Source organism: Gordonia sp. NPDC003376 (genome assembly GCF_053589235.1).
The window spans coordinates 216,818-235,816 of sequence record NZ_JBSFRM010000005.1; the positions used below are offsets into that span (position 1 = coordinate 216,818).

Annotated in this window: 14 protein-coding genes and 1 pseudogene; 8 read left to right on the forward strand and 7 right to left on the reverse strand. The window is 65.5% G+C overall.

Annotation, left to right across the window (positions count from 1 at the left end):
• Positions 1-168 precede the first annotated feature (168 nt).
• Positions 169-489 (reverse strand): annotated as a pseudogene (locus ACWDUA_RS08235) (ArsR/SmtB family transcription factor); the annotation flags it as partial.
• A 534-nt stretch (positions 490-1,023) separates the two neighbouring features.
• Between ACWDUA_RS08235 and ACWDUA_RS08240 the strand changes: the two are divergent.
• From ACWDUA_RS08240 to ACWDUA_RS08250, 3 genes are all read left to right on the forward strand, one after another.
• Positions 1,024-2,412 carry a glycine--tRNA ligase gene (locus ACWDUA_RS08240; protein ID WP_449750518.1) on the forward strand — a complete coding sequence of 463 codons (1,389 nt, stop codon included), beginning with the start codon at positions 1,024-1,026 and terminating at the stop codon, positions 2,410-2,412.
• A 119-nt stretch (positions 2,413-2,531) separates the two neighbouring features.
• Positions 2,532-3,014 carry a cold-shock protein gene (locus tag ACWDUA_RS08245; protein WP_449750519.1) on the forward strand — a complete coding sequence of 161 codons (483 nt, stop codon included), beginning with the start codon at positions 2,532-2,534 and terminating at the stop codon, positions 3,012-3,014.
• Positions 3,007-4,311, forward strand: a complete 1,305-nt coding sequence (locus tag ACWDUA_RS08250) for a deoxyguanosinetriphosphate triphosphohydrolase (protein ID WP_449750520.1) — start codon at positions 3,007-3,009, stop codon at positions 4,309-4,311. Before ACWDUA_RS08245 ends, ACWDUA_RS08250 begins: the two co-directional genes overlap by 8 nt.
• Positions 4,312-4,843: 532 nt before the next feature.
• Here the strand turns inward: ACWDUA_RS08250 and ACWDUA_RS08255 are convergent.
• Both ACWDUA_RS08255 and ACWDUA_RS08260 read right to left on the reverse strand, forming a co-directional pair.
• On the reverse strand, positions 4,844-6,400 hold the full coding sequence (locus ACWDUA_RS08255) for an acyl-CoA synthetase (protein WP_449750521.1): 1,557 nt from the start codon (positions 6,398-6,400) through the stop codon (positions 4,844-4,846).
• A 158-nt stretch (positions 6,401-6,558) separates the two neighbouring features.
• Entirely contained in the window at positions 6,559-8,085 is a 1,527-nt protein-coding gene (locus ACWDUA_RS08260) for a class I adenylate-forming enzyme family protein (RefSeq protein WP_449750522.1), read from the reverse strand.
• A 186-nt stretch (positions 8,086-8,271) separates the two neighbouring features.
• Between ACWDUA_RS08260 and ACWDUA_RS08265 the strand changes: the two genes are divergently transcribed.
• The gene (locus tag ACWDUA_RS08265; protein WP_449750523.1) at positions 8,272-9,033 is read left to right on the forward strand and encodes an enoyl-CoA hydratase/isomerase family protein; all 762 of its coding nucleotides are present in this window, start codon (positions 8,272-8,274) and stop codon (positions 9,031-9,033) included.
• Positions 9,034-9,084: 51 nt separating this feature from the next.
• The gene (locus tag ACWDUA_RS08270) at positions 9,085-9,576 is read left to right on the forward strand and encodes a nuclear transport factor 2 family protein (protein WP_449750524.1); all 492 of its coding nucleotides are present in this window, start codon (positions 9,085-9,087) and stop codon (positions 9,574-9,576) included.
• Positions 9,577-9,722: 146 nt separating this feature from the next.
• On the opposite strand, the gene ACWDUA_RS08275 is transcribed toward ACWDUA_RS08270, so the two are convergent.
• From ACWDUA_RS08275 to ACWDUA_RS08290, 4 genes are all read right to left on the reverse strand, one after another.
• Positions 9,723-10,883 carry a TetR/AcrR family transcriptional regulator gene (locus ACWDUA_RS08275; RefSeq protein ID WP_449750525.1) on the reverse strand — a complete coding sequence of 387 codons (1,161 nt, stop codon included), beginning with the start codon at positions 10,881-10,883 and terminating at the stop codon, positions 9,723-9,725.
• Positions 10,884-11,014: 131 nt separating this feature from the next.
• On the reverse strand, positions 11,015-11,806 hold the full coding sequence (locus ACWDUA_RS08280; protein ID WP_449750526.1) for a PaaI family thioesterase: 792 nt from the start codon (positions 11,804-11,806) through the stop codon (positions 11,015-11,017).
• A 20-nt stretch (positions 11,807-11,826) separates the two neighbouring features.
• Positions 11,827-12,990, reverse strand: a complete 1,164-nt coding sequence (locus ACWDUA_RS08285) for an acyl-CoA dehydrogenase family protein (RefSeq protein ID WP_449750527.1) — start codon at positions 12,988-12,990, stop codon at positions 11,827-11,829.
• Positions 12,991-13,354: 364 nt separating this feature from the next.
• The gene (locus ACWDUA_RS08290; RefSeq protein WP_449750528.1) at positions 13,355-14,134 is read right to left on the reverse strand and encodes an enoyl-CoA hydratase/isomerase family protein; all 780 of its coding nucleotides are present in this window, start codon (positions 14,132-14,134) and stop codon (positions 13,355-13,357) included.
• A gap of 210 nt (positions 14,135-14,344) precedes the next feature.
• Here ACWDUA_RS08290 and ACWDUA_RS08295 point away from each other — a divergent pair, with 210 nt between their 5' ends.
• Genes ACWDUA_RS08295 through ACWDUA_RS08305 form a run of 3 tightly spaced genes read left to right on the forward strand, consistent with a single transcriptional unit; the run spans position 14,345 to position 18,731 of the window.
• On the forward strand, positions 14,345-15,556 hold the full coding sequence (locus ACWDUA_RS08295; RefSeq protein WP_449750529.1) for an acetyl-CoA C-acetyltransferase: 1,212 nt from the start codon (positions 14,345-14,347) through the stop codon (positions 15,554-15,556).
• A 22-nt stretch (positions 15,557-15,578) separates the two neighbouring features.
• A complete protein-coding gene (locus tag ACWDUA_RS08300; RefSeq protein WP_449750530.1) occupies positions 15,579-17,750 on the forward strand; it encodes a 3-hydroxyacyl-CoA dehydrogenase NAD-binding domain-containing protein in 2,172 nt (723 codons plus the stop codon).
• Between the two features lie 12 nt (positions 17,751-17,762).
• Positions 17,763-18,731: an NAD(P)H-dependent flavin oxidoreductase gene (locus ACWDUA_RS08305; protein WP_449750531.1), complete on the forward strand. Its 969-nt coding sequence runs from the start codon at positions 17,763-17,765 to the stop codon at positions 18,729-18,731.
• The last annotated feature ends 268 nt before the right edge of the window (positions 18,732-18,999 follow it).

Sequence of the window (18,999 nt, forward strand, 5' to 3'; positions counted from 1 at the left end):
CGTCCCGACGTCGGTGTGGGCATGCGGCTCGACATCGGAGGGATGTGCCGGGTCGTCGGGGGCAGTGGTGGCGTGGTCGCGGGGCTCGGTGGCGTGGTCGCGGGGCTCGGTGGCATGGTCGCGGGGCTCGGTGGCATGGTCGCGGGGCTCGGTGGCATGGTCGCGGGGCTCGGTGGCATGCGTCAGCGCATCGGTGACGATGTGTGCGAGGTGATCGTCGAGCAACTCGTACATGATCTCCCGGCCGTTGCGGTGCCCGCGCACCACGCCCGCGTCCTTGAGTACGCGCAGGTGCTGGGACACCAGTGGCTGACTCAGGCGGAGTCCGCCGACCAGCTCGTGTACGCATTTCGCGCTCTCCTGCAGCGACAGCACGATGGCGATCCTGGTGGGGGCCGCCAGGGCGCGCAGCAGGTCGCTGGCGGCTTCGCGCGCGGCGGCGTCCCGGGGACCGATCGTCGGGTCGCAGGGTTGGGGAGATGGCTCCATACCGACCATCTTATGGGAATTCGTTGTCATTTGGGGACGGCCCGGTGGGCTGCTCGTCGGTCGGCGCGTCGGCCCGGCCGGCAACGCATCGCGACCCGGGCCGGTGTTGCAGGCACCCGACCCGCGCTGGTCCACTCCGGCTTCTCCTGCGTGCCGTGTGCCGACGCGTGGGCCGGCAGGCGATCGCATCGACATCGTCGGACGCCGGCCACGATCCGTACGAGGCACCACGACGGTGTCCGGTCGCGGTGGTGTCCTCCGAGGACCGGCGGTGCGGTGTCCGGCGCACACGCACATGCCGTCCGGCGGGGTCACCGTCGTCATTCCGCCGATCCCCGCAGATCACCCGTGACGGCGAATCATCCCGATCGTCCAATCCGGACCACCGTGTCAGCATTCCTGCACGCGATGGCGCCGGGCCGTAGGGTGGACGATTCTGTGGCGTCACCGGCTGAGGCTAGGCTGTAACGGTCGCCGGTTCCGTCTGCGGATCCGGCACCGACCTGTTCCAACGTCAGTGGAGAGCGATTACTCGTGGCCGCCGCCCCGTCCAAAGTCGAAGCCGTCGTCAACCTCGCCAAGCGGCGAGGCCTGGTCTACCCGAGTGGTGAGATCTACGGCGGTACGCGTTCGGCGTGGGACTACGGCCCACTGGGCGTGGAGTTGAAGGAGAACATCAAGCGCCAGTGGTGGCGTTCGATGGTGACCAGCCGCGACGACGTCGTCGGCCTGGACTCGTCGGTCATCCTGCCCCGTCAGGTGTGGGAGGCCTCCGGCCACGTCGAGGTGTTCACCGACCCGCTGGTGGAGTCGCTCTACACCCACAAGCGATACCGTGCCGATCACCTGATCGAGGCGTACGAGATCAAGCACGGCCACCCGCCGGTCAACGGCCTCGCCGACATCAACGATCCCGAGACCGGCCAGCCCGGCAAGTGGACCGAGCCCAAGGCGTTCAGTGGCCTGATGAAGACCTTCCTCGGCCCCGTCGACGACGAGGAAGGCCTGCACTACCTGCGTCCGGAGACCGCACAGGGCATCTTCGTCAACTTCAAGAACGTCATGACCACCGCGCGCAAGAAGCCCCCGTTCGGCATCGCCCAGATCGGCAAGAGCTTCCGCAACGAGATCACCCCGGGCAACTTCATCTTCCGGACCCGCGAGTTCGAGCAGATGGAGATGGAGTTCTTCGTCAAGCCGGGTGAGGACGAGGAATGGCACCAGTACTGGATCGACACCCGATTCAACTGGTACACCGACCTCGGCATCGACCCGGAGAACCTGCGGCTGTACGACCACCCGAAGGAAAAGCTGTCGCACTACTCCAAGCGCACCGTCGACGTGGAGTACAAGTTCGGCTTCTCCGGCAACCCGTGGGGCGAGCTCGAAGGCGTGGCCAACCGCACCGACTTCGACCTGTCGACCCACGCCAAGCACTCCGGTGAGGACCTGTCATTCTTCGACCAGGCCGCCGGGGAGCGCTACACCCCGTTCGTGATCGAGCCCGCAGCCGGTCTGACCCGCTCGGTGATGGCCTTCCTGTGCGACGCGCTGACCGAAGAAGAGGTGCCGAACGCCAAGGGCGGCACCGATACCCGCACCGTTCTGCGGCTCGACCGACGCCTGGCGCCGGTCAAGGTCGCGGTGCTGCCGCTCTCGCGCAACGAGAAGCTCTCGCCGAAGGCCAAGGATCTCGCCACCGAGCTGCGCAAGTACTGGAACGTCGAGTTCGACGATGCGCAGGGTATCGGCAAGCGGTACCGCCGCCAGGACGAGATCGGCACCCCGTTCTGTGTGACCGTCGACTTCGACACCCTCGACGACCAGGCCGTCACCGTGCGTGAGCGCGACACGATGAGCCAGGAGCGGGTGGCACTGGACAAGGTCACCGAGTACCTCGGCGGCAAGCTCCTCGGTTCCTGATCGAGGAACTTGCATTGCCCGCTGGGCTCGCCCTGCCCCGGTCTGTCACAATTGGAGTCCAGTCATGTCACACGGGCACGGGGTCCGAGGGCGTGACCCGAGAGAGTGAGTGAAGAGTCGTGGCTGTCAGTGGCAAGGTCGTTCATTACGACGCGAACCGGGGTTTCGGGTTCCTCGCGCCCGAATCGGGTGGGGCGGATGTCTTCCTCCACATCAACGACATCGACATCGACGAAGCCGACCTGAAGCCGGGTGCCAAGGTCTCCTTCGACATCGAGGAGACCGACCGCGGGGCCAAGGCGATCAACGTTGCGGTGACCGAGGCCGCTCCGGCGGACGAGTCGTCGGGTGGACGTCCGCACCGTCGCGACGACCACCGTGACCGCGATCGCGACCACCGTCGTGACGATCACGGTCGCCGCGACGACCGCCCGCGTCGTCCGCGCGCCGGCGGCAGCGGATCGCTCGACGCCGCCGCGTTCACCGAGGAGGTCACCGAGTTGTTGCTCGACGCCGACGACGACCTGACCGCCCGACAGATCGTCGAGATCCGTCGTCGGTTCACCGATTTCGCCGTCGCACGGGGTTGGGTGCTTGACTGACTCCCCGGTGACCGCTCGGGGTATCCCGCCGGCCGCGTTCTACGGCGACGAGGCGACCGAGCGGATGGTGCTCGAGTCCGGCAAGACGGCCAGTCTGCCCGGTACGCGTACCGACCATCGCAGTGAGTACGCGCGCGACCGTGCGCGCGTGCTGCATTCTGCTGCCCTGCGGCGCCTGGCCGACAAGACCCAGGTGGTGGGTCCCCGTGAAGGTGACACGCCGCGTACGCGGCTGACGCATTCACTGGAGGTCGGACAGATCGGTCGCGGTATCGCGATCGGCCTCGGCTGCGAGCCCGACCTCGTCGAACTCGCCGGTCTCGCGCATGACATCGGGCACCCGCCGTACGGCCACAACGGCGAGCGCGCCCTCAACGAGTTCGCCCAGGACTTCGGTGGATTCGAGGGCAATGCCCAGAACCTGCGCATCCTGACCCGGCTCGAGCCCAAACTGCTCGACGACGAGGGACGCAGCGCCGGGCTCAACCTGACGCGCGCCTCGCTCGACGCCACCTTGAAGTATCCGTGGCTGCGTCGTCCGCCGGCGGTGAAGTTCGGCGCCTACGACGACGACGCCGACTCCCTCGCATGGGTCCGCCGAGATGCGCCGGGGGACAAGCGGTGCGTCGAAGCACAGGTGATGGACTGGTCCGACGACGTCGCGTATTCGGTGCACGACCTCGAGGACGGTGTGATCGCCAACCGCATCGACATGCGTGCACTCGCCGACCCGACCGATCAGCGGACCCTCGCCGAGATCGGCGTGATGGAATTCCCTGAACTCGAGCCCGAACCGCTCATCGATGCGGCACAACGGCTCTCGAAGATGGGCATCGTGAGCGCCGTCGGCGTCTTCGACGGCAGCCTCGATGCGTCGGTGCGTCTGAAGCGACTCACCAGTGAACTGATCGGTCGCTTCGCGTCCGCGGCGATCACCGGCACCCGGGAAGTGGTGGGGGATCGGTCGATCGCACGTTACAACGCGGACCTGTACGTGCCCCCGCTGATCGCTTCCGAGGTCGCGATCCTGAAAACCCTTGCGCTGCGGTTCATCTTCTCCAACGAGCGGCACAAGTCGCATCAGGCGAGACAGCGCGAACGCATCCACCGTGTGGGTGAGTGGCTGATGGCCGCAGCCCCCGGCGGGCTCGACCCGATCTTCGTTCCCAGCTGGGAACACGCCGCCGACGACGTCGCACGCAAGCGGGTCATCGTCGACCAGATCGCATCCATGACCGAGGGCCGCCTCGAACGGATGGACAAGCAGAACTCGGGAGCACAAGCACATCTGGGGTGAGTTCGGGCGGTGCTGTGGTTCTCGAGAGTGATGTGCTCAACCGGCTTGTGGCAGTTGGTGATTGAGTCGGCGAGGAGCGTGGCGCCGAGGCGTGTCGAGACCTCGGTCGGCGGGGTTCTTCAACGCAACCACTCCGGGGGTGGTCACGCATCCGATGCTGGCTGGGGAGATTTCGACTCGGGTCCTCGCTTTGCTCGGTCCCGGCTCTATCAGCGTTGGGGAGTCCGCTCAATCGGCAACCGGAGGTTGGTGGTTGAGTCGATGAGGAGCGTGGCGACGAGGCGTGTCGAGACCTCGGTCGGCTGGGTTCAACGCAACCACTCCGGGGGTGGTCACGCATCGGATGCTGGCTGGGGAGATTTCGACTCGGGTCCTCGCTTTGCTCGGTCCCGGCTCTATCAGCGTTGGGGAGTCCCCACTCAATCGGCAACCGGCCGTTGGTGGTTGAGTCGATGAGGAGCGTGGCGACGAGGCGTGTCGAAACCTCTGTCCGCGGACGCGAGCAGCGGCCGTCGAGGCCGATGTCGGTGAGTCAGTTCGTCGGCACCGCAACATCATCCGAGTGTCCGTAACGGGACTTGAGCTTTCCCTTCACCAGCTTTCCGGTGGGCGTGCGGGGGAGATCGTCGACAAAGTCGACGCTCTTGGGAGCCTTGTAATGGGACATGCGCTCGCGGACGTAGGCGATCAACTCTGCCGCGAGCGCATCGCTGGGATCAATGCCCTCCGACACCTTCACCACTGCCTTGACCTGCTCTCCCATCTCGGGATCCGGTACACCGATCACCGCGATGTCGTCGACTGCCGGATGCAGGGCGAGGAGGTTCTCGATCTCCTGGGGGTAGATGTTGACACCACCCGAGATGATCATGAACGACTTGCGGTCCGTGAGGTAGAGGTACCCCTCGTCATCGACATAGCCGATGTCGCCTGCCGCAGTCCACGTCGGATGGTCCGGATGCTGGGCCTCGGCGGTCTTGTCGGGGTCCCCGTGATAGGTGAATGGAAGCACTTCACGCTCGAAGTAGATGCTCCCGATCTCACCCACCGGTAGCTCTGCACCGTGATCATCACAGATGTGGATCACTCCCAACCCGGGCCGGCCGACGGAACCCTCGTGCTCGAGCCACTCCTGGGAGTTGATGAAGGTGACCCCGTTGGCCTCGGTGGACGAGTAGTACTCGTCCACGATCGGTCCCACCCAGTCGATCATCTGGCGCTTGACCTCGGGCGGGCAGGGCGCGGCGGCGTGCACCAGTTCCGTGAGACTCGACAGGTCGTGGCGTGATCGAACTTCCGGGTCGAGCTTGAGCATGCGAATGAACATGGTGGGAACCATCTGGGCCGCCGTGACCCGGTACTTCTCGATGTGTCGGAGGGACTCCTCGGGGTCGAATCGCTGCGCCATGACCACGGTTCCACCGAGGGCGTGGATGATCCCGCCCCATCGCAGCGGGGCGGTGTGGTAAACGGGGGCAGGCGAGTAGTAGATGTCTGTCTCGTCGAAACCGTAGAGGTGCTGGAACATTGCGATGTACGGGTCGCCCGGCTCGTCCACGGCGCGATCCGGAAGCGGTGGTTTGATGCCCTTGGGCTTGCCCGTGGTCCCCGATGAGTACAGCATGACCGATCCGGCCGGCTGTGCATCGAGCGTACCGCTCGACGCGCCCACGAAGTCTTCGTAGTCGACGAATCCTTCGATGGGCGGGCCGAATGCCGCGCGGACCCGGGCTGCCGGCGCGAGCTCGGCCACCGCGTGTCCGAGATCGGCCAGCTGTCCGGATGCGATCAATGCCTTGGCGCCGCTGTCGTTCACGATGTAGGCAGCTTCATCGGCGGTCAGATGCCAGTTGACGGCGGTGAGGTACATGCCGGAACGCTGTGTGGCCCAGAATGTCTCGAAGACTTCCGCGGCATTGTCCGACAGCAGCGCGACGACGTCGCCACGCTGGAGGCCGGCGTCGACGAGCGCCGCCGCCAGATTCCGCGACCGATCGTCGAGTTGCCCAAATGTGAGTGTCTGTCCGGTCTCTGCGATGATCACGGCAGGGTGATCGGGATGAGACCGCGCGATGGTTCCGGGGTACATGGTGAGTGGGTTCTCCTGGTGTGGTGGATCAGTAGGACGGGCTCGGAAAGTCGTACTCCAGAGCGGAATTCATCACTGTGTGTCGGCGGCACGGGCGGTGGGTCGGGGCGTCGGAGGGCGACGCCGATCCCCGACCTCGTTCGGCGGGCGAGTTCGGTTCAGCAGGCGAGCTCGCTGCGGATCGCGCGTTTGAGGATCTTGCCCGATTGATTTCTGGGGATCGGTGCAAGCCTCAGCTCGCGGGGCAGTTTGTAGTCGGCGATCAGGCTCGAACAATGCTCTCGGAGTTCTTCGATGGTCAGGCAAGCGCCGGGCTCGAGGGTGGCCACCGCGACGATGGTCTCGCCGTACACCTCGTGCGGCCGACTGACGACCGCGCAATCGGCGACGGCGGGGTGGCTCGCGACCGCCAGCTCGACCTCGGCGGAGTACACGTTGCGGCCACCACTGATGATCATGTCCTTCAGCCGGTCGACGATCGTCATCCCTCCGTCGGCGTCGAGGCGGGCGAGATCCCCGGTGTGCAGCCAGCCGTCCTGAAGTGCTTCGGCCGTCGCGCCGGGGTTGTTCCAGTAGCCCTTCATCACGGACTCGCCACGAAGGAGGACCTCTCCGACGGAACCGGCGGCGATGTCCTCACCGCTCGAGTCGACGATCCTGACGGCCATCATGGGTGCCGCGCGATATCCGGTGACGTCGGGGCGGGCGGCCACTTCCTCCGGGTAGGAGAACAGCCCGTTCGGTCCCGCCTCGGTCTGCCCGTAGAACGAGTAGATGCGTGCGTGCGGGATCTCCTTCTGAATCCGGGCTGCGACATCGGCGGGCATCGGAGCCGCACCGTAGAAGCCGGTGGTCCAGGAGCTGAGGTCGAGCTGCAATCGCTTCTGGGCGTCGAGCATCAACTGGTACATCGTCGGGACGCCGAAGAACGCGGTCACCCGTTCGCGTGCGATCGTCTCGACCACCAGCTGGGGGTCGAACTGCGTCATGATCACATGTCTTGCGCCCAGGGTGATGCCGGTGAGCAGCATCAGGTTCAGCTGGCCCGAATGGTAGAGCGGGGCGACGTGGAGCAGGCACGACCCGTCGTTGATGCCCGCCGATCCCATCGTGACGCTGATCCCGGCCCACATCAGTCGGTGATGGTCCATGAGGACGCCCTTGGCCAGACCTGTGGTCCCGGATGTGTACACGATCATCGCGTCATCGGCCTCGTCCACTGCGACGGTGATCCGATCGGACGGCAACGCAGCACTGTCGGCCAGCACGTCGTGACCGTGGTCGGCCGGTCCCAACGTGAGGTGGCCCGACGACGCCGTGCCGTCACCGGCGGTCAGTGCGTCGTGGACGAGTCCGGCGCATCCCGGTTCGCTCACGACCGTCGTCGCCCCGGAATCGGTCACGATGTGGACGAGCTCCGGCGGAGCGGAGCGGGGGCTGACCGGGACGACGATGGCTCCCAGGCGGGCGACTGCATAGACCGTCAGGACGAACTCGATGCTGTTGCCGCAGACCAGAGCGCACCGATCGCCTTTCTCGAGTCCATGTCTCGCGAGCGCCCGGGCGAGGCAATTGACCTCGGAGTCCAATTCACGGTAGGAGAGCTCCCGTCCGGCCTGCTTCAGTGCGGGCGCGTCCGGAACCCGTTGGGCCGTGAAGGCGAGGGAACTGCCGATGGTTGCCATGTGGTCTTCTCCGCTATATCTGCCGTAGGTGTGTGAGACTCAGCTCACCCTAGATGCCGTTAACCATATATGAAACAGCATGTTCGATCTAGTGGGTTATACTGTGCTTACGCACGCTGACTTCGCGGCAGTTCTCGCTGTTGTCCTCGAATCTGTAACCTAACCAAAATTCACCTAGGAGTAACCGTGACCACCTACACCGAAATCAACGCATTCGTGTCGAACGGCGTCGGCACCATCGCGTTCAGCCGATTCGACCGGCGCAATGCCCTGAGCCTCGAACTGTTCGCCGACCTGAGTGATTGCCTCGACGAGTGGCGCGACGACGACGACGTCGCCTGCGTGGTCATCACCGGCGGCGAGGACGTGTTCTGTGCAGGTCTCGACCTGAAACTCCAGTCGATGTTCACCAACAAGGAACGGCGCGATGCCTACTCCAAAGCGTGTCTCCGCGCCTATGGGACGCTGCTCGACTATGCCAAGCCGACCATCGCCGCCGTCGGTGGGCCCGCACTGGGCGGAGGCTGCGACATCGCGGTGTTCTGTGACATCCGTATCGGCGCAGAGAATGTCGTGATGGGTTTCCCGCAGATCAAGATGGGCCTCACTCCGTACTTCTCACCGCTCTGGAAGATCGTCGGGCTGAGTCAGGCCAAGCTGCTGACCCTGTCCGGAGACAGGATCGACGCGCAGGAAGCCACGCGGATCGGCCTGCTCGACCGGCTTGTGCCCACCGGGACCGTGGTCGCCGAGGCGACGCGGCTCGCGGAATCGATCGCCGAGACGACGACCGAGTCCGCGGCCAACAACAAGGAGATGATGCTGCGGTCGCCCGCCATGGATCCGATCAGCGCACTCACCTACGAAACCCTCGCCTACCGAGAGGTCATCTGGCATGACTCGGTCGTCGACCGGATCGGGAACGCGTACAAGAATCTCGGCAAGTAGTCGTCGGACCGCCGTCACAGTCGAGTACGAGCAGGGTCGAAGGAGAGCACGATGAAGCAGACCGCGGACTTCCTCCGGGATTTCGGATCCCGCTGGGCGGATGCATGGAACTCGCACGACACCGAACGGGTGCTGGAGCTGGTCCATCCCGAGATTCGCTGGAACGACACGGTTTTCTGGCCCAAGGTCATCGAAGGGCGAGACGACTTGCGGACCTACACCGACATGATCTGGAAGGTCATGCCAGATGTCGAGTTCGAAGAGGTGCAGTTCTTCACGGCACCCGACGACGGGCGGGCCCTGTTCCTGTTCCTGCAGCGGGCCACCGCGCCGGCGAAGTTCGGAACCGATCGGCGGGCGGAGACCTTCGGATGCGACATCTTCCTCGGATTCGAGGACGGGCTGCTGTCGGACTACCTCGCACAGTACGAGCTGTCGGACATGATGCGGCAGTACGGCGCACTTCCCCCACGAGGTGAACGAATCGGCGGACAGTATCTGCTGTCGCTGCTGGGACGTGGTGACTGGCGCTCGCAAGGGTGATCCGGTCTCCTGACGTGTGGGGCGGCCCGCTCATCCGGTTCTCCATCCGGTGTGCGGGCCGCCTCGTCGTCGGGAATCACTGCGGCGACACACATGTGGACGGTGTCGGGTCGCCGTTGCCGACCCGGATACGCCGTCCGCGTCCCTCAGGCCTGTGGCGACAGCAGATCGAGCGCGATATTCGCCACGAGAGCCGTGAGATCGCCATCGGGGTACGGTGCCGCCGAGCCGGACAACTCGTTGATGACGCTCAGCGCGCAGGCGGTCATCACATGGGCCTCGGAATCCTTCAGTCCTGTTGCCTCGGCGACCATGTTCACCCACGAGCTGAAATAGTCGTGGTGCGATCTCTCCACCCACCGACGCTCGGTGTCGGTCAGATTCGGGATCTCGTCGGTGTAGATGACGAACAGCGCCCGGTGTCGTGTCGCCATCTGTGCATACCGGTGGAACCACATCACGCAGATGTCGTGTGGTTCCGACACCGTGGCCAACACCAGTGCGCGATCGAACTCGATCCAGCCCACTGCGCGCCGCATCAGGGTCTCAAGGATCTCGGTCTTCGTGGCGAAGTGGGAGTACACGCTCGGTCCGGATATGCCGACCGCGCCACCGATGTCGGCAATTGCCACTGCGTCGTAACCATGTTGGGCGAAGAGGTCCGCTGCGCACGCGAGGATCTGCTCCCTGCGCGACGCCCGCGGCTGGAACGGTGACAGCACTTCCACCGGCCCGAGCGAGGACTTGTCGATCCGGGGTTCGACGGCCCCCGCCCTCGTCGCGGCAACCACGATGTTCCTGGTCAGCGCAGTGCGCGAGACCTTGAGCGGGTAGCCCGCCGGTGCGGTCATGCAGGCGATGACCGCTCGCGACCGGATATCCAGATCCTCGGCGGGGGCCTCCGGTTGTTCGGCAGCCAGTGCCCCTCGGATCGCGAGGCGGATCTCCCTCAGCCTCCGGCGCACACCCTCCTGGGCGGACGCGTCGAGGTTGCCCAGATTGCGGTGGATCAGAATCCACAGGTTCTTGTGCTCGATCGCCGATTCGGCCAGGCCCACGATCGACTCGTGAAAGGACACCGGCCGACCCGACGGGGCGACGGCGTGGAGGACCTCGTCGAGACCCCACGCGATGGCACTGTGGAGGATCTCGCCCTTGCCCGAGAAGTGCTTGTACAGGGCCGGGGCGGTGATACCGACCTCGGCGGCAAGGTCTTTGAGCGAGACCTGTTGGTAGCCGTTCTTTCTGAACAACTCAGCGGCGCCACGTACGATCTGTTGCTGTCGATCCTGGCCGTTGATGTGCACCTCCTGCCGACCGGATGAGTATAGGTCTCCCGGCCGGTCGTGCCGTCGACCGGGAGACCCGGAGATCCGGCTGGTGGTGGTGGCCTTCCGACCCTCGTGTCGTCAGTGGGGATCGGGATGGTTCCGGTGGTTCACCGACCGCGTACGTGGGCCAGACACGTGAGGGTGTCGTCGTGGGTGTCGGTGAGGTGGACGACGCACACGGTGCCACCGGTGCCGACGGTCGTGGAGACGACGGCAGCGTGCGCGGGACCGACACGGGTTGGACGCAAGAACCTGATGGTCAGCGATTCTGGTCGCGTGATCCCCGCGCGACCGGCGGCGTCGAGGGCGAGATGGCCGAGGACCGCGCCGTGGAAGAGCCCCCAGGGATTCGTGGTCGCGTCCGTCAGGGGGAGTCGGGCCGACGACAGCTCCTGACCCGGAACCCGTTCGGGTCGGTACAGGTCCCGAGCGGACTCGTGGGCCCAGTCGGGGCGCTTCGGAAGCGTGACCTCGCCAGGTCGCATGTCCACGAACGGCATCGCGCCCCGGGTCGGTACCAACGCATGGTTGACCGACGCGATGGCGATGGTGCGGTCGTCGCCGTCGCTGACGGACACCTCCGCCAACCCCAGGCGCCCGCCGATGTGCGTGGGTGTTCCCACCGCACGGAGCTCACCGCGGACAGGCCCGGGAAGAAAGGCGATGGACATGTCCACCGTGAGTGTCCATCGCGGCAGCGCCAGATAGCCGGCTGACAGGCCCGCAGCCATGTCGATGGCCATCAGGAGCGCCACGGGATGGACTCCCAAGGCGTCATCGTCGAGTCGCTCGTCCACCGGCACCGTCATGGTCGCCGTGTCGTCGGTGCCGCGCTCGACGCGCATCCCCAGATATCCCGATATCCAGTCGTTTCTCACTGCGGTCTCTGCCGTGGTCATCGTTCTGCCGGTCCCGGGCTCTACAGCCCCAGCGACTTCCCGATGATCTCTTTCATGATCTCGGTGGTACCGCCGTAGATGGTCTGGATTCGTGCGTCCACGAACGAGCGACTGATCGGGTACTCCTTCATGTAGCCGTAGCCGCCGTGCATCTGCAGGCAGCGGTCGGCAACCCGGACCTGGAGTTCCGAGGCCCACCACTTGGCCTTGGCCGCTTCGACAGCCGTGAGTTGTTTGCGGGAGTGGAGATCGACGCAGTGATCGACGAACACCCGTGCTATGTCGACCTCGGTCGTGAGCTCGGCCAGCAGGAACCGGCTGTTCTGGAAGGAGCCGATCGGCTTCCCGAAGGCCTTGCGCTCACGGACGTAGTCGAGTGTTCGGGCGATCATGCCCTCGGCCGCGGCGACCGCGGTGACCGCCAACGACAGACGTTCCTGCGGGAGATTCCGCATGAGGAGATAGAAGCCCTCACCCTCGTCGCCGAGCCGATTGCTGACCGGTACACGGACATCGGTGAAGCTGAGCTCGCTGGTGTCCTGACCGTGCAGCCCCAGCTTGTCGAGGTTCCGGCCCTTGGCGAAACCGGGGGACCCCGCCTCGACCACCAGGAGGGTCAGGCCCTTGTGTGTGTCATCGCTCGTCCGGGCCGCGACGACGACGAGGTCGCAGTTCTGGCCGTTGGAGATGAATGTCTTGGCGCCGTCGAGCACGTAGTGGTCACCGTCGCGGACCGCGCGGGTCCGGATACCGGCCAGGTCGCTTCCGGTGCCGGGCTCGGTCATGGCGATGGCCCCGATGAGTGTTCCCGCGGTCAGGCCGGGTAGCCACCGTGACTTCTGCTCGTCAGTGGTCAGATCCAGCATGTACGGACCGACCACATCGTTCTGGAGGGCGATTCCCAGGCCTGCGGAGGCGAGGCCTGCGCGTCCGAACTCCTCGTTGACGATCGCATTGAACCGGAAGTCGTCGATTCCGGCACCACCGTAGATTTCCGGCGTGGGAAACAGCAGCATCCCGGTTTCGCCTGCGGAACTGAACAAGTCGCGATCGACGATCTTGGCGTTCTCCCATCGCTCGAAGTTCGGTTCGACGACGGTCTTGATGAAGCCTGCCACGGTCTCGCGGAACTGCTCGTGCTCGGGCTCGTAGACGGTCCGTGGCGAAGGTGAAGTCGTGGTCACTGATGTTCTCCTGACTGGGTTTCGGTGGATGACGAGGGGATCAGGGTGCGCACCACTCGACCGCACGGCCCGACCTGTGAGGTCGTCGACCACGGTTCTGGTGCGGCCTGACGAATCGCTGCGAGTGCGGCGGTCCTGGTGTGGCCGTGCGGTCCCGTCACGGGCACCGGGAGCCACATCTCGGACAGTGTGTTCGATGATTCATCGTACATGATGTTCGAGTTCTGGATCCCTGACGGTGAGGCGTGCCGGGGCGGCTGCACGGCGGGCGGCGGACGGTTGGGCGAAGGCGCTTCGCCTGCCTCATCGGCGCGACCGGCCGGCCACCGCGTCGGCGCGATCGGCCGGCCACCGCGTCGCGCGTTCACGCGAACTCTGGACGCGCCTGACGAAGGAACGCCGACACACCCTCGCGTCCGTCGGGAGAGTCGGCCAGGTGTGCGACCGAGTCCGCCTCGGCGTCGAGCTGGTCGGTCAACCGCGCGTTCTGGCCTTCGCGGACAAGTCGTTTGGTCGCGGCGGCGGCGGGCGCGGATGTGGCGCTGAGTCGGCGGGCGATCGTCCATGCGGTGGGGACCACCTGATCGTCGTCCACGAGCCGGGACAGCAGCCCCAACTCGAATGCGCGGGCGCCGCCGACTGGGGAGTTGGTGAGGAGCAGGTCGAGGGCCCGTGGCAGTCCGATGAGGCGGGGTAGCGACCAGGTCATCCCGCCATCGGGGGAGAAGCCGATCCCACCGTATGCGGTGATGAACCGTGTCGAGGGCCCGCCGACGACGATGTCCGACGCGCAGGCGATGCTCATCCCCGCACCTGCCGCCCATCCCTCGACCGCGGCGACCACCGGAACGGACGCGGTGGTCAGGGCGGAGACGAAGTCGTGGAAACACTCGGCCAGCTCGTGAACGAAGACACTGCGCGGTTCGGCGTCACCGAACGCCTTGACGTCGCCGCCGTTGCAGAATGTGCCCTGTGCGCCGGTCACGACCACGACCCTGATGGGGCCTGCGGGATATGCCTGATCACGCAGGATCTTGGTTGCGGCCTCGATGTTCTCGCGGGAAAGGCTGTGTCCCCGAGTCGGATCGCTGATCACGCAGTGCAGGATCTCGTCGTCGGTGTGGCGTTGTGGGTTCTCGTTCACGGGGGTCCTTCGACAGTGTGGTGTCACCGGCCTGGAATTGACCGAACAGCATGTACGACTTTATAGTAACGTGCGGACACCGACCACTCGTCCACTCGTCCGCGGCACTGTTTGCGAGTTCGAATCCGACTGTGAGTTCGAGCACCGAATTCCTTGCCGCCCAGGTCACAACGATTCATGTGGGTATCCCACCGAACTGGAGGCACACGCGTGTCGCAAGAAGCATTCATCTACGAGGCGATCCGTACGCCCCGCGGGAAGGGTAAGAACGGATCGCTGAACAGCGTCAAACCGGTCGATCTCGTCGTCGGCCTGATCGACGAGATCAAGCGACGTCTCCCGGATCTGGATCCCGCTGCCATCGACGACATCGTGCTGGGGGTCGTATCGCCGGTCGGGGATCAGGGTGGCGACATCGCCAGGGCCGCAGCACTCGTCGCGGGCCTGCCGGAGACGGTCGCGGGTGTACAGATCAACCGGTTCTGTGCGTCGGGGCTGGAGGCCACCAATCTCGCCGCCCACAAGGTGCGTTCCGGGTTCGAGAACCTCGTGCTCGCCGGTGGCGTCGAATCCATGTCGCGCCTGCCGCTGGGGGTGGACGGGGGTGCGCTGTTCAACGACCCGACCACGAACTACGACCTGTACTTCATCCCTCAGGGTGTCGGTGCCGACCTGATCGCGACGGTGGAGGGATTCTCGCGCGAGGACGTCGACGCCTATGCGGCGCGGTCGCAGCAGCTGGCTGAGAATGCCTGGAAACAAGGATATTTCGGTCGTTCGGTGGTGCCGGTCAAGGACTTCAACGGGGTCACCGTCCTCGACCACGATGAGTACCGTCGGCCGGGCACCACGGTCGAGGCCCTCGCCGGCCTGAAGCCGAGCTTCGCCACTCTGGGCCAGGCGGGCGGATTCGATGCGGTCGCCATGCAGAAATACACGCGGGTCGAGAAGATCGACCACGTCCACCATGGCGGCAACAGTTCCGGCATCGTCGACGGCGCCGCGTTGGTTCTCGTGGGTAGCGAGCGCGCAGGCCGGCAGTTCGGGCTGACCCCGCGCGGTCGGGTGGTGGCCACCGCGGTGACCGGTGCCGACCCCACGATCATGCTCACCGGTCCCACGCCCGCTGCACGTAAAGCGTTGGCGCTTGCGGGTTTGACCGTCGACGACATCGATCTGTACGAGCTGAACGAGGCCTTCGCGTCGGTCGTCCTGAAGTTCCAGAAGGACCTCGACGTCCCGGACGAGAAGCTCAACGTCAACGGTGGTGCCATCGCGATGGGGCATCCGCTCGGTGCGACCGGCGCGATGCTCGTCGGTACGGTCCTCGACGAGCTCGAGCGCCGCGATCGGCGTCGGGGCCTGATCACCCTGTGTGTCGGCGGCGGCATGGGCATCGCCACCATCATCGAACGTCTCTGAGAAGGTAACGGACACATACATCATGAGTGATATCAGCACCATCACCTGGGAGCAGGACACCGACAAGATCGTCGTTCTCACCCTCGACGATCCCGACCACTCCGCCAACACGATGAACGCCGCGTATGTCCGGTCCATGCGCGCGACGGTCGAACGGCTCGAAGCCGAGCGTGACACCATCGCCGGTGTCGTGATCCGTTCGGCGAAGAAGACCTTCTTCGCCGGAGGTGACCTGGGTGACCTGATCACCACCGAGCCCTCGGCAGCGGCGCGGATGACGGAGTTCACCAATGGGCTGAAGGATCAGCTGCGGCGACTCGAAACCCTGGGCAAGCCGGTGGTCGCGGCGATCAACGGTGCCGCGTTGGGCGGCGGCCTCGAGATCGCCCTCGCCTGCCACCATCGCATCGCCGTCGACGATCGTTCCGTTGTGATCGGGCTGCCGGAGGTCACCCTGGGGCTGCTGCCCGGTGCCGGCGGCATCGTGCGCACCGTCCGTCTCCTCGGAATCCACAAGGCGCTGACGAGCTTCCTGCTGACCGGTACCCGCTACACCGCACGGCAGGCCCGCGAACTCGGTGTCATCGACGAACTCGTCGACAGCCGCGAGGCGCTTCTCCCCGCGGCGAAGGCGTGGGTGCTCGCCAACACCGAGGCCGCGGTACAGCCGTGGGACGTCAAGGGCTACAGGGTTCCCGGAGGAACGGCCGCGGTGCCGTCGTTCGCCGCGAATCTCCCGGCCATCCCGGCGAATCTGCGCCGTCAGCTCAAGGGTTCACCGCTCGAGGCGCCGCGCGCCATCGTTGCTGCCGCCGTCGAGGGCGCCGGGCTGAGCTTCGCCTCGGCGTCGCAGATCGAGACCCGCTACTTCGTGAGCCTGGTGACCGGGCAGGTCGCCAAGAACATGATCAAGGCCAACTTCTTCGACATGCAGACGATCAACGCCGGCTCCAGCCGGCCGGAAGGGATCGAACGCCAGGTCACCACCCGGGTCGGCGTGATCGGTGCCGGGATGATGGGTGCCGGAATCGCCTATGTCGCAGCCAAAGCCGGCATCGAGGTGATCCTCAAGGACAGGACCCTCGATGCCGCCGCACGTGGCAAGGCATACGCCGAGAAGATCGAAGCGAAGGCGCTGGCGAAGGGGAAGACCAGCGCGGAGAAGTCGCAGGCGCTGCTCGATCGGATCACCCCGACCGTCGACGCCACCGACTTCTCCGGCGTCGACCTGGTGATCGAGGCCGTCTTCGAGAGCGTCGAGCTCAAGCAGCAGGTCTTCCAGGAGGTCGAGAGCATCGTCCTGCCGGACGCCGTCCTCGGGTCCAACACCTCCACCCTGCCGATCACCACCCTTGCCCAAGGCGTGGCGCGACAGGACGACTTCATCGGCATCCACTTCTTCTCCCCGGTCGACAAGATGCCGTTGGTGGAGATCATCACCGGAGCGCACACGTCGGCCGAGACGCTGGCCAAGGTCTTCGACTTCACGCTGCAGATCCGTAAGACCCCGATCGTCGTCAACGACAGTCGTGGCTTCTTCACCAGCCGCGTCATCATGACCTTCACCGACGAGGCCGCCGCCGCGGTCGGGGAGGGCGTCGACCCGGCCACGGTCGAGCAGGCCGCACTGCAGGCAGGCTATCCCGCCGGCCCCCTGCAGCTGATGGACGAACTCACCTTGTCGCTGGTCCAGAAGCTCCGTCTGGAGACGCGTGCCGGGATCGAGGCCGACGGCGGCACCTGGATCGAGCACGGCAGCGAGAAGGTCATCGACATCCTGGTCGACGACCTCGAGCGCAAGGGCCGTTCGACCGGCGCCGGGTTCTATGACTACGACGATGCGGGTAAGCGAGTCGGGATCTCGCCGGCGTTGCGTGACCGATTCACCCGGCCCGACGCCGACATCCCCTTCGGGGACCTGCAGGAGCGGATGCTGTTCGCCGAGGCGCTCGAGACCATCCGTTGCTTCGATGAAGGCGTGCTCGACTCCGTCGCCGATGCCAACGTCGGCTCGATTCTGGGAATCGGCTTCCCGGTCTGGACCGGCGGAGTGATCCAGTACGTCAACCAGTATGCCGGTGGACTTGCCGGGTTCGTGACCCGTGCACGGGAACTCGCGGCTGCATACGGTCCTCGGTTCGAGCTCCCGCAGTCCCTGATCGTCAAGGCCGACCGTGGCGAAACCTACGAGTAGGAGCTTCTCGCAATGTTGAACACCCCGTTCACCGAACTGCTCGGAATCGAGCACCCCATCGTTCAAGGCGGCATGCAGTGGGTTGGCCGCGCAGAACTGGCTGCCGCGGTCTCCGAGGCGGGCGGCCTGGGTATGATCACCGCGCTGACCCAGCCGACACCGGCTGATCTCTACCAGGAGATCGAACGGGCACGGGCGCTGACAGACAGGCCGGTCGGCGTGAATCTCACGATCCTCCCCTCGATCACACCGCCCCCATATGACGAGTACCGGCGCGTCATCTTCGACGCCGGGATCACTGTGGTGGAGACCGCAGGCTCCAATCCCGAGCCCCACATGGAGGAGTTCAAGGCGAACGGGGTCAAGGTGCTTCACAAGTGCACCAGCGTCCGTCACGCCGTGAAGGCGGAGAAGGTCGGTGTGGACGCGGTCAGCATCGACGGTTTCGAGTGTGCCGGTCATCCAGGCGAGGACGACATCCCGGGGCTGGTACTCATCCCGGCCGCGACCCGCAAGCTGTCGATTCCGGTGATCGCCTCGGGTGGTTTCGCCAACGGCCAGGGGTTGGCGGCCGCGTTGGTGCTGGGCGCGGACGGCGTCAACATGGGGACGCGATTCATGTGCACCACCGAATCGCCGATCCACCAGACGATCAAGGAACAGATCGTCGCCGCGGACGAACGTGACACCGAGCTGATCTTCCGGCCGCTGCGCAACACCGCACGTGTGGCGAAGAACTCGGTCAGTACGAAGGTCGTCGACATCCTCGACGACGGCGGGCAGTTCGCCGATGTGAAGGACCTCGTCGCCGGTGCCCGGGGGCGCACCGTCTACGAACTGGGCGATCCAGAGGCCGGGATCTGGACTGTGGGCATGGTCCAAGGACTGATCGACGACATCCCGACAGCCGGAGACCTGGTCGCGAGGATCGTCCGAGAGGCCGAGGAGTCGATTCGCACCGCAGCGTCGCGGTTCGAGTGACGTGGGCGTGGACATTCTCGTCTGGCCGGATTTCGACTCGGGTCCTCGCGATGCTCGGTCCCGGCTCAATCATCGACCGGGCGTTGGTGGTTGAGCCGATGAGGAGCGGAGCGACGAGGCGTGTGTGTTTGGTGGTTGAGCCTGAATCCACCGATCGGGTTTCGGCGGTCAGGTGAATGATGTTGAGGCCCTTGACCACGATACCGACCGAGCGTGGACGCGTGTGTACCGCCGATCTCCAACGTCGGCCTGTTTCACCAGGTTTCAG

Coding starts and splice junctions, on each gene's coding strand:
- ACWDUA_RS08280 (WP_449750526.1), bottom strand. CDS start 11,806: ATGACCACGGCAGAGACCGCAGTGAGAAACGACTGGATATCGGGATAT.
- ACWDUA_RS08260 (WP_449750522.1), bottom strand. CDS start 8,085: ATGGCAACCATCGGCAGTTCCCTCGCCTTCACGGCCCAACGGGTTCCG.
- ACWDUA_RS08300 (WP_449750530.1), top strand. CDS start 15,579: ATGAGTGATATCAGCACCATCACCTGGGAGCAGGACACCGACAAGATC.
- ACWDUA_RS08270 (WP_449750524.1), top strand. CDS start 9,085: ATGAAGCAGACCGCGGACTTCCTCCGGGATTTCGGATCCCGCTGGGCG.
- ACWDUA_RS08255 (WP_449750521.1), bottom strand. CDS start 6,400: ATGTACCCCGGAACCATCGCGCGGTCTCATCCCGATCACCCTGCCGTG.
- ACWDUA_RS08305 (WP_449750531.1), top strand. CDS start 17,763: ATGTTGAACACCCCGTTCACCGAACTGCTCGGAATCGAGCACCCCATC.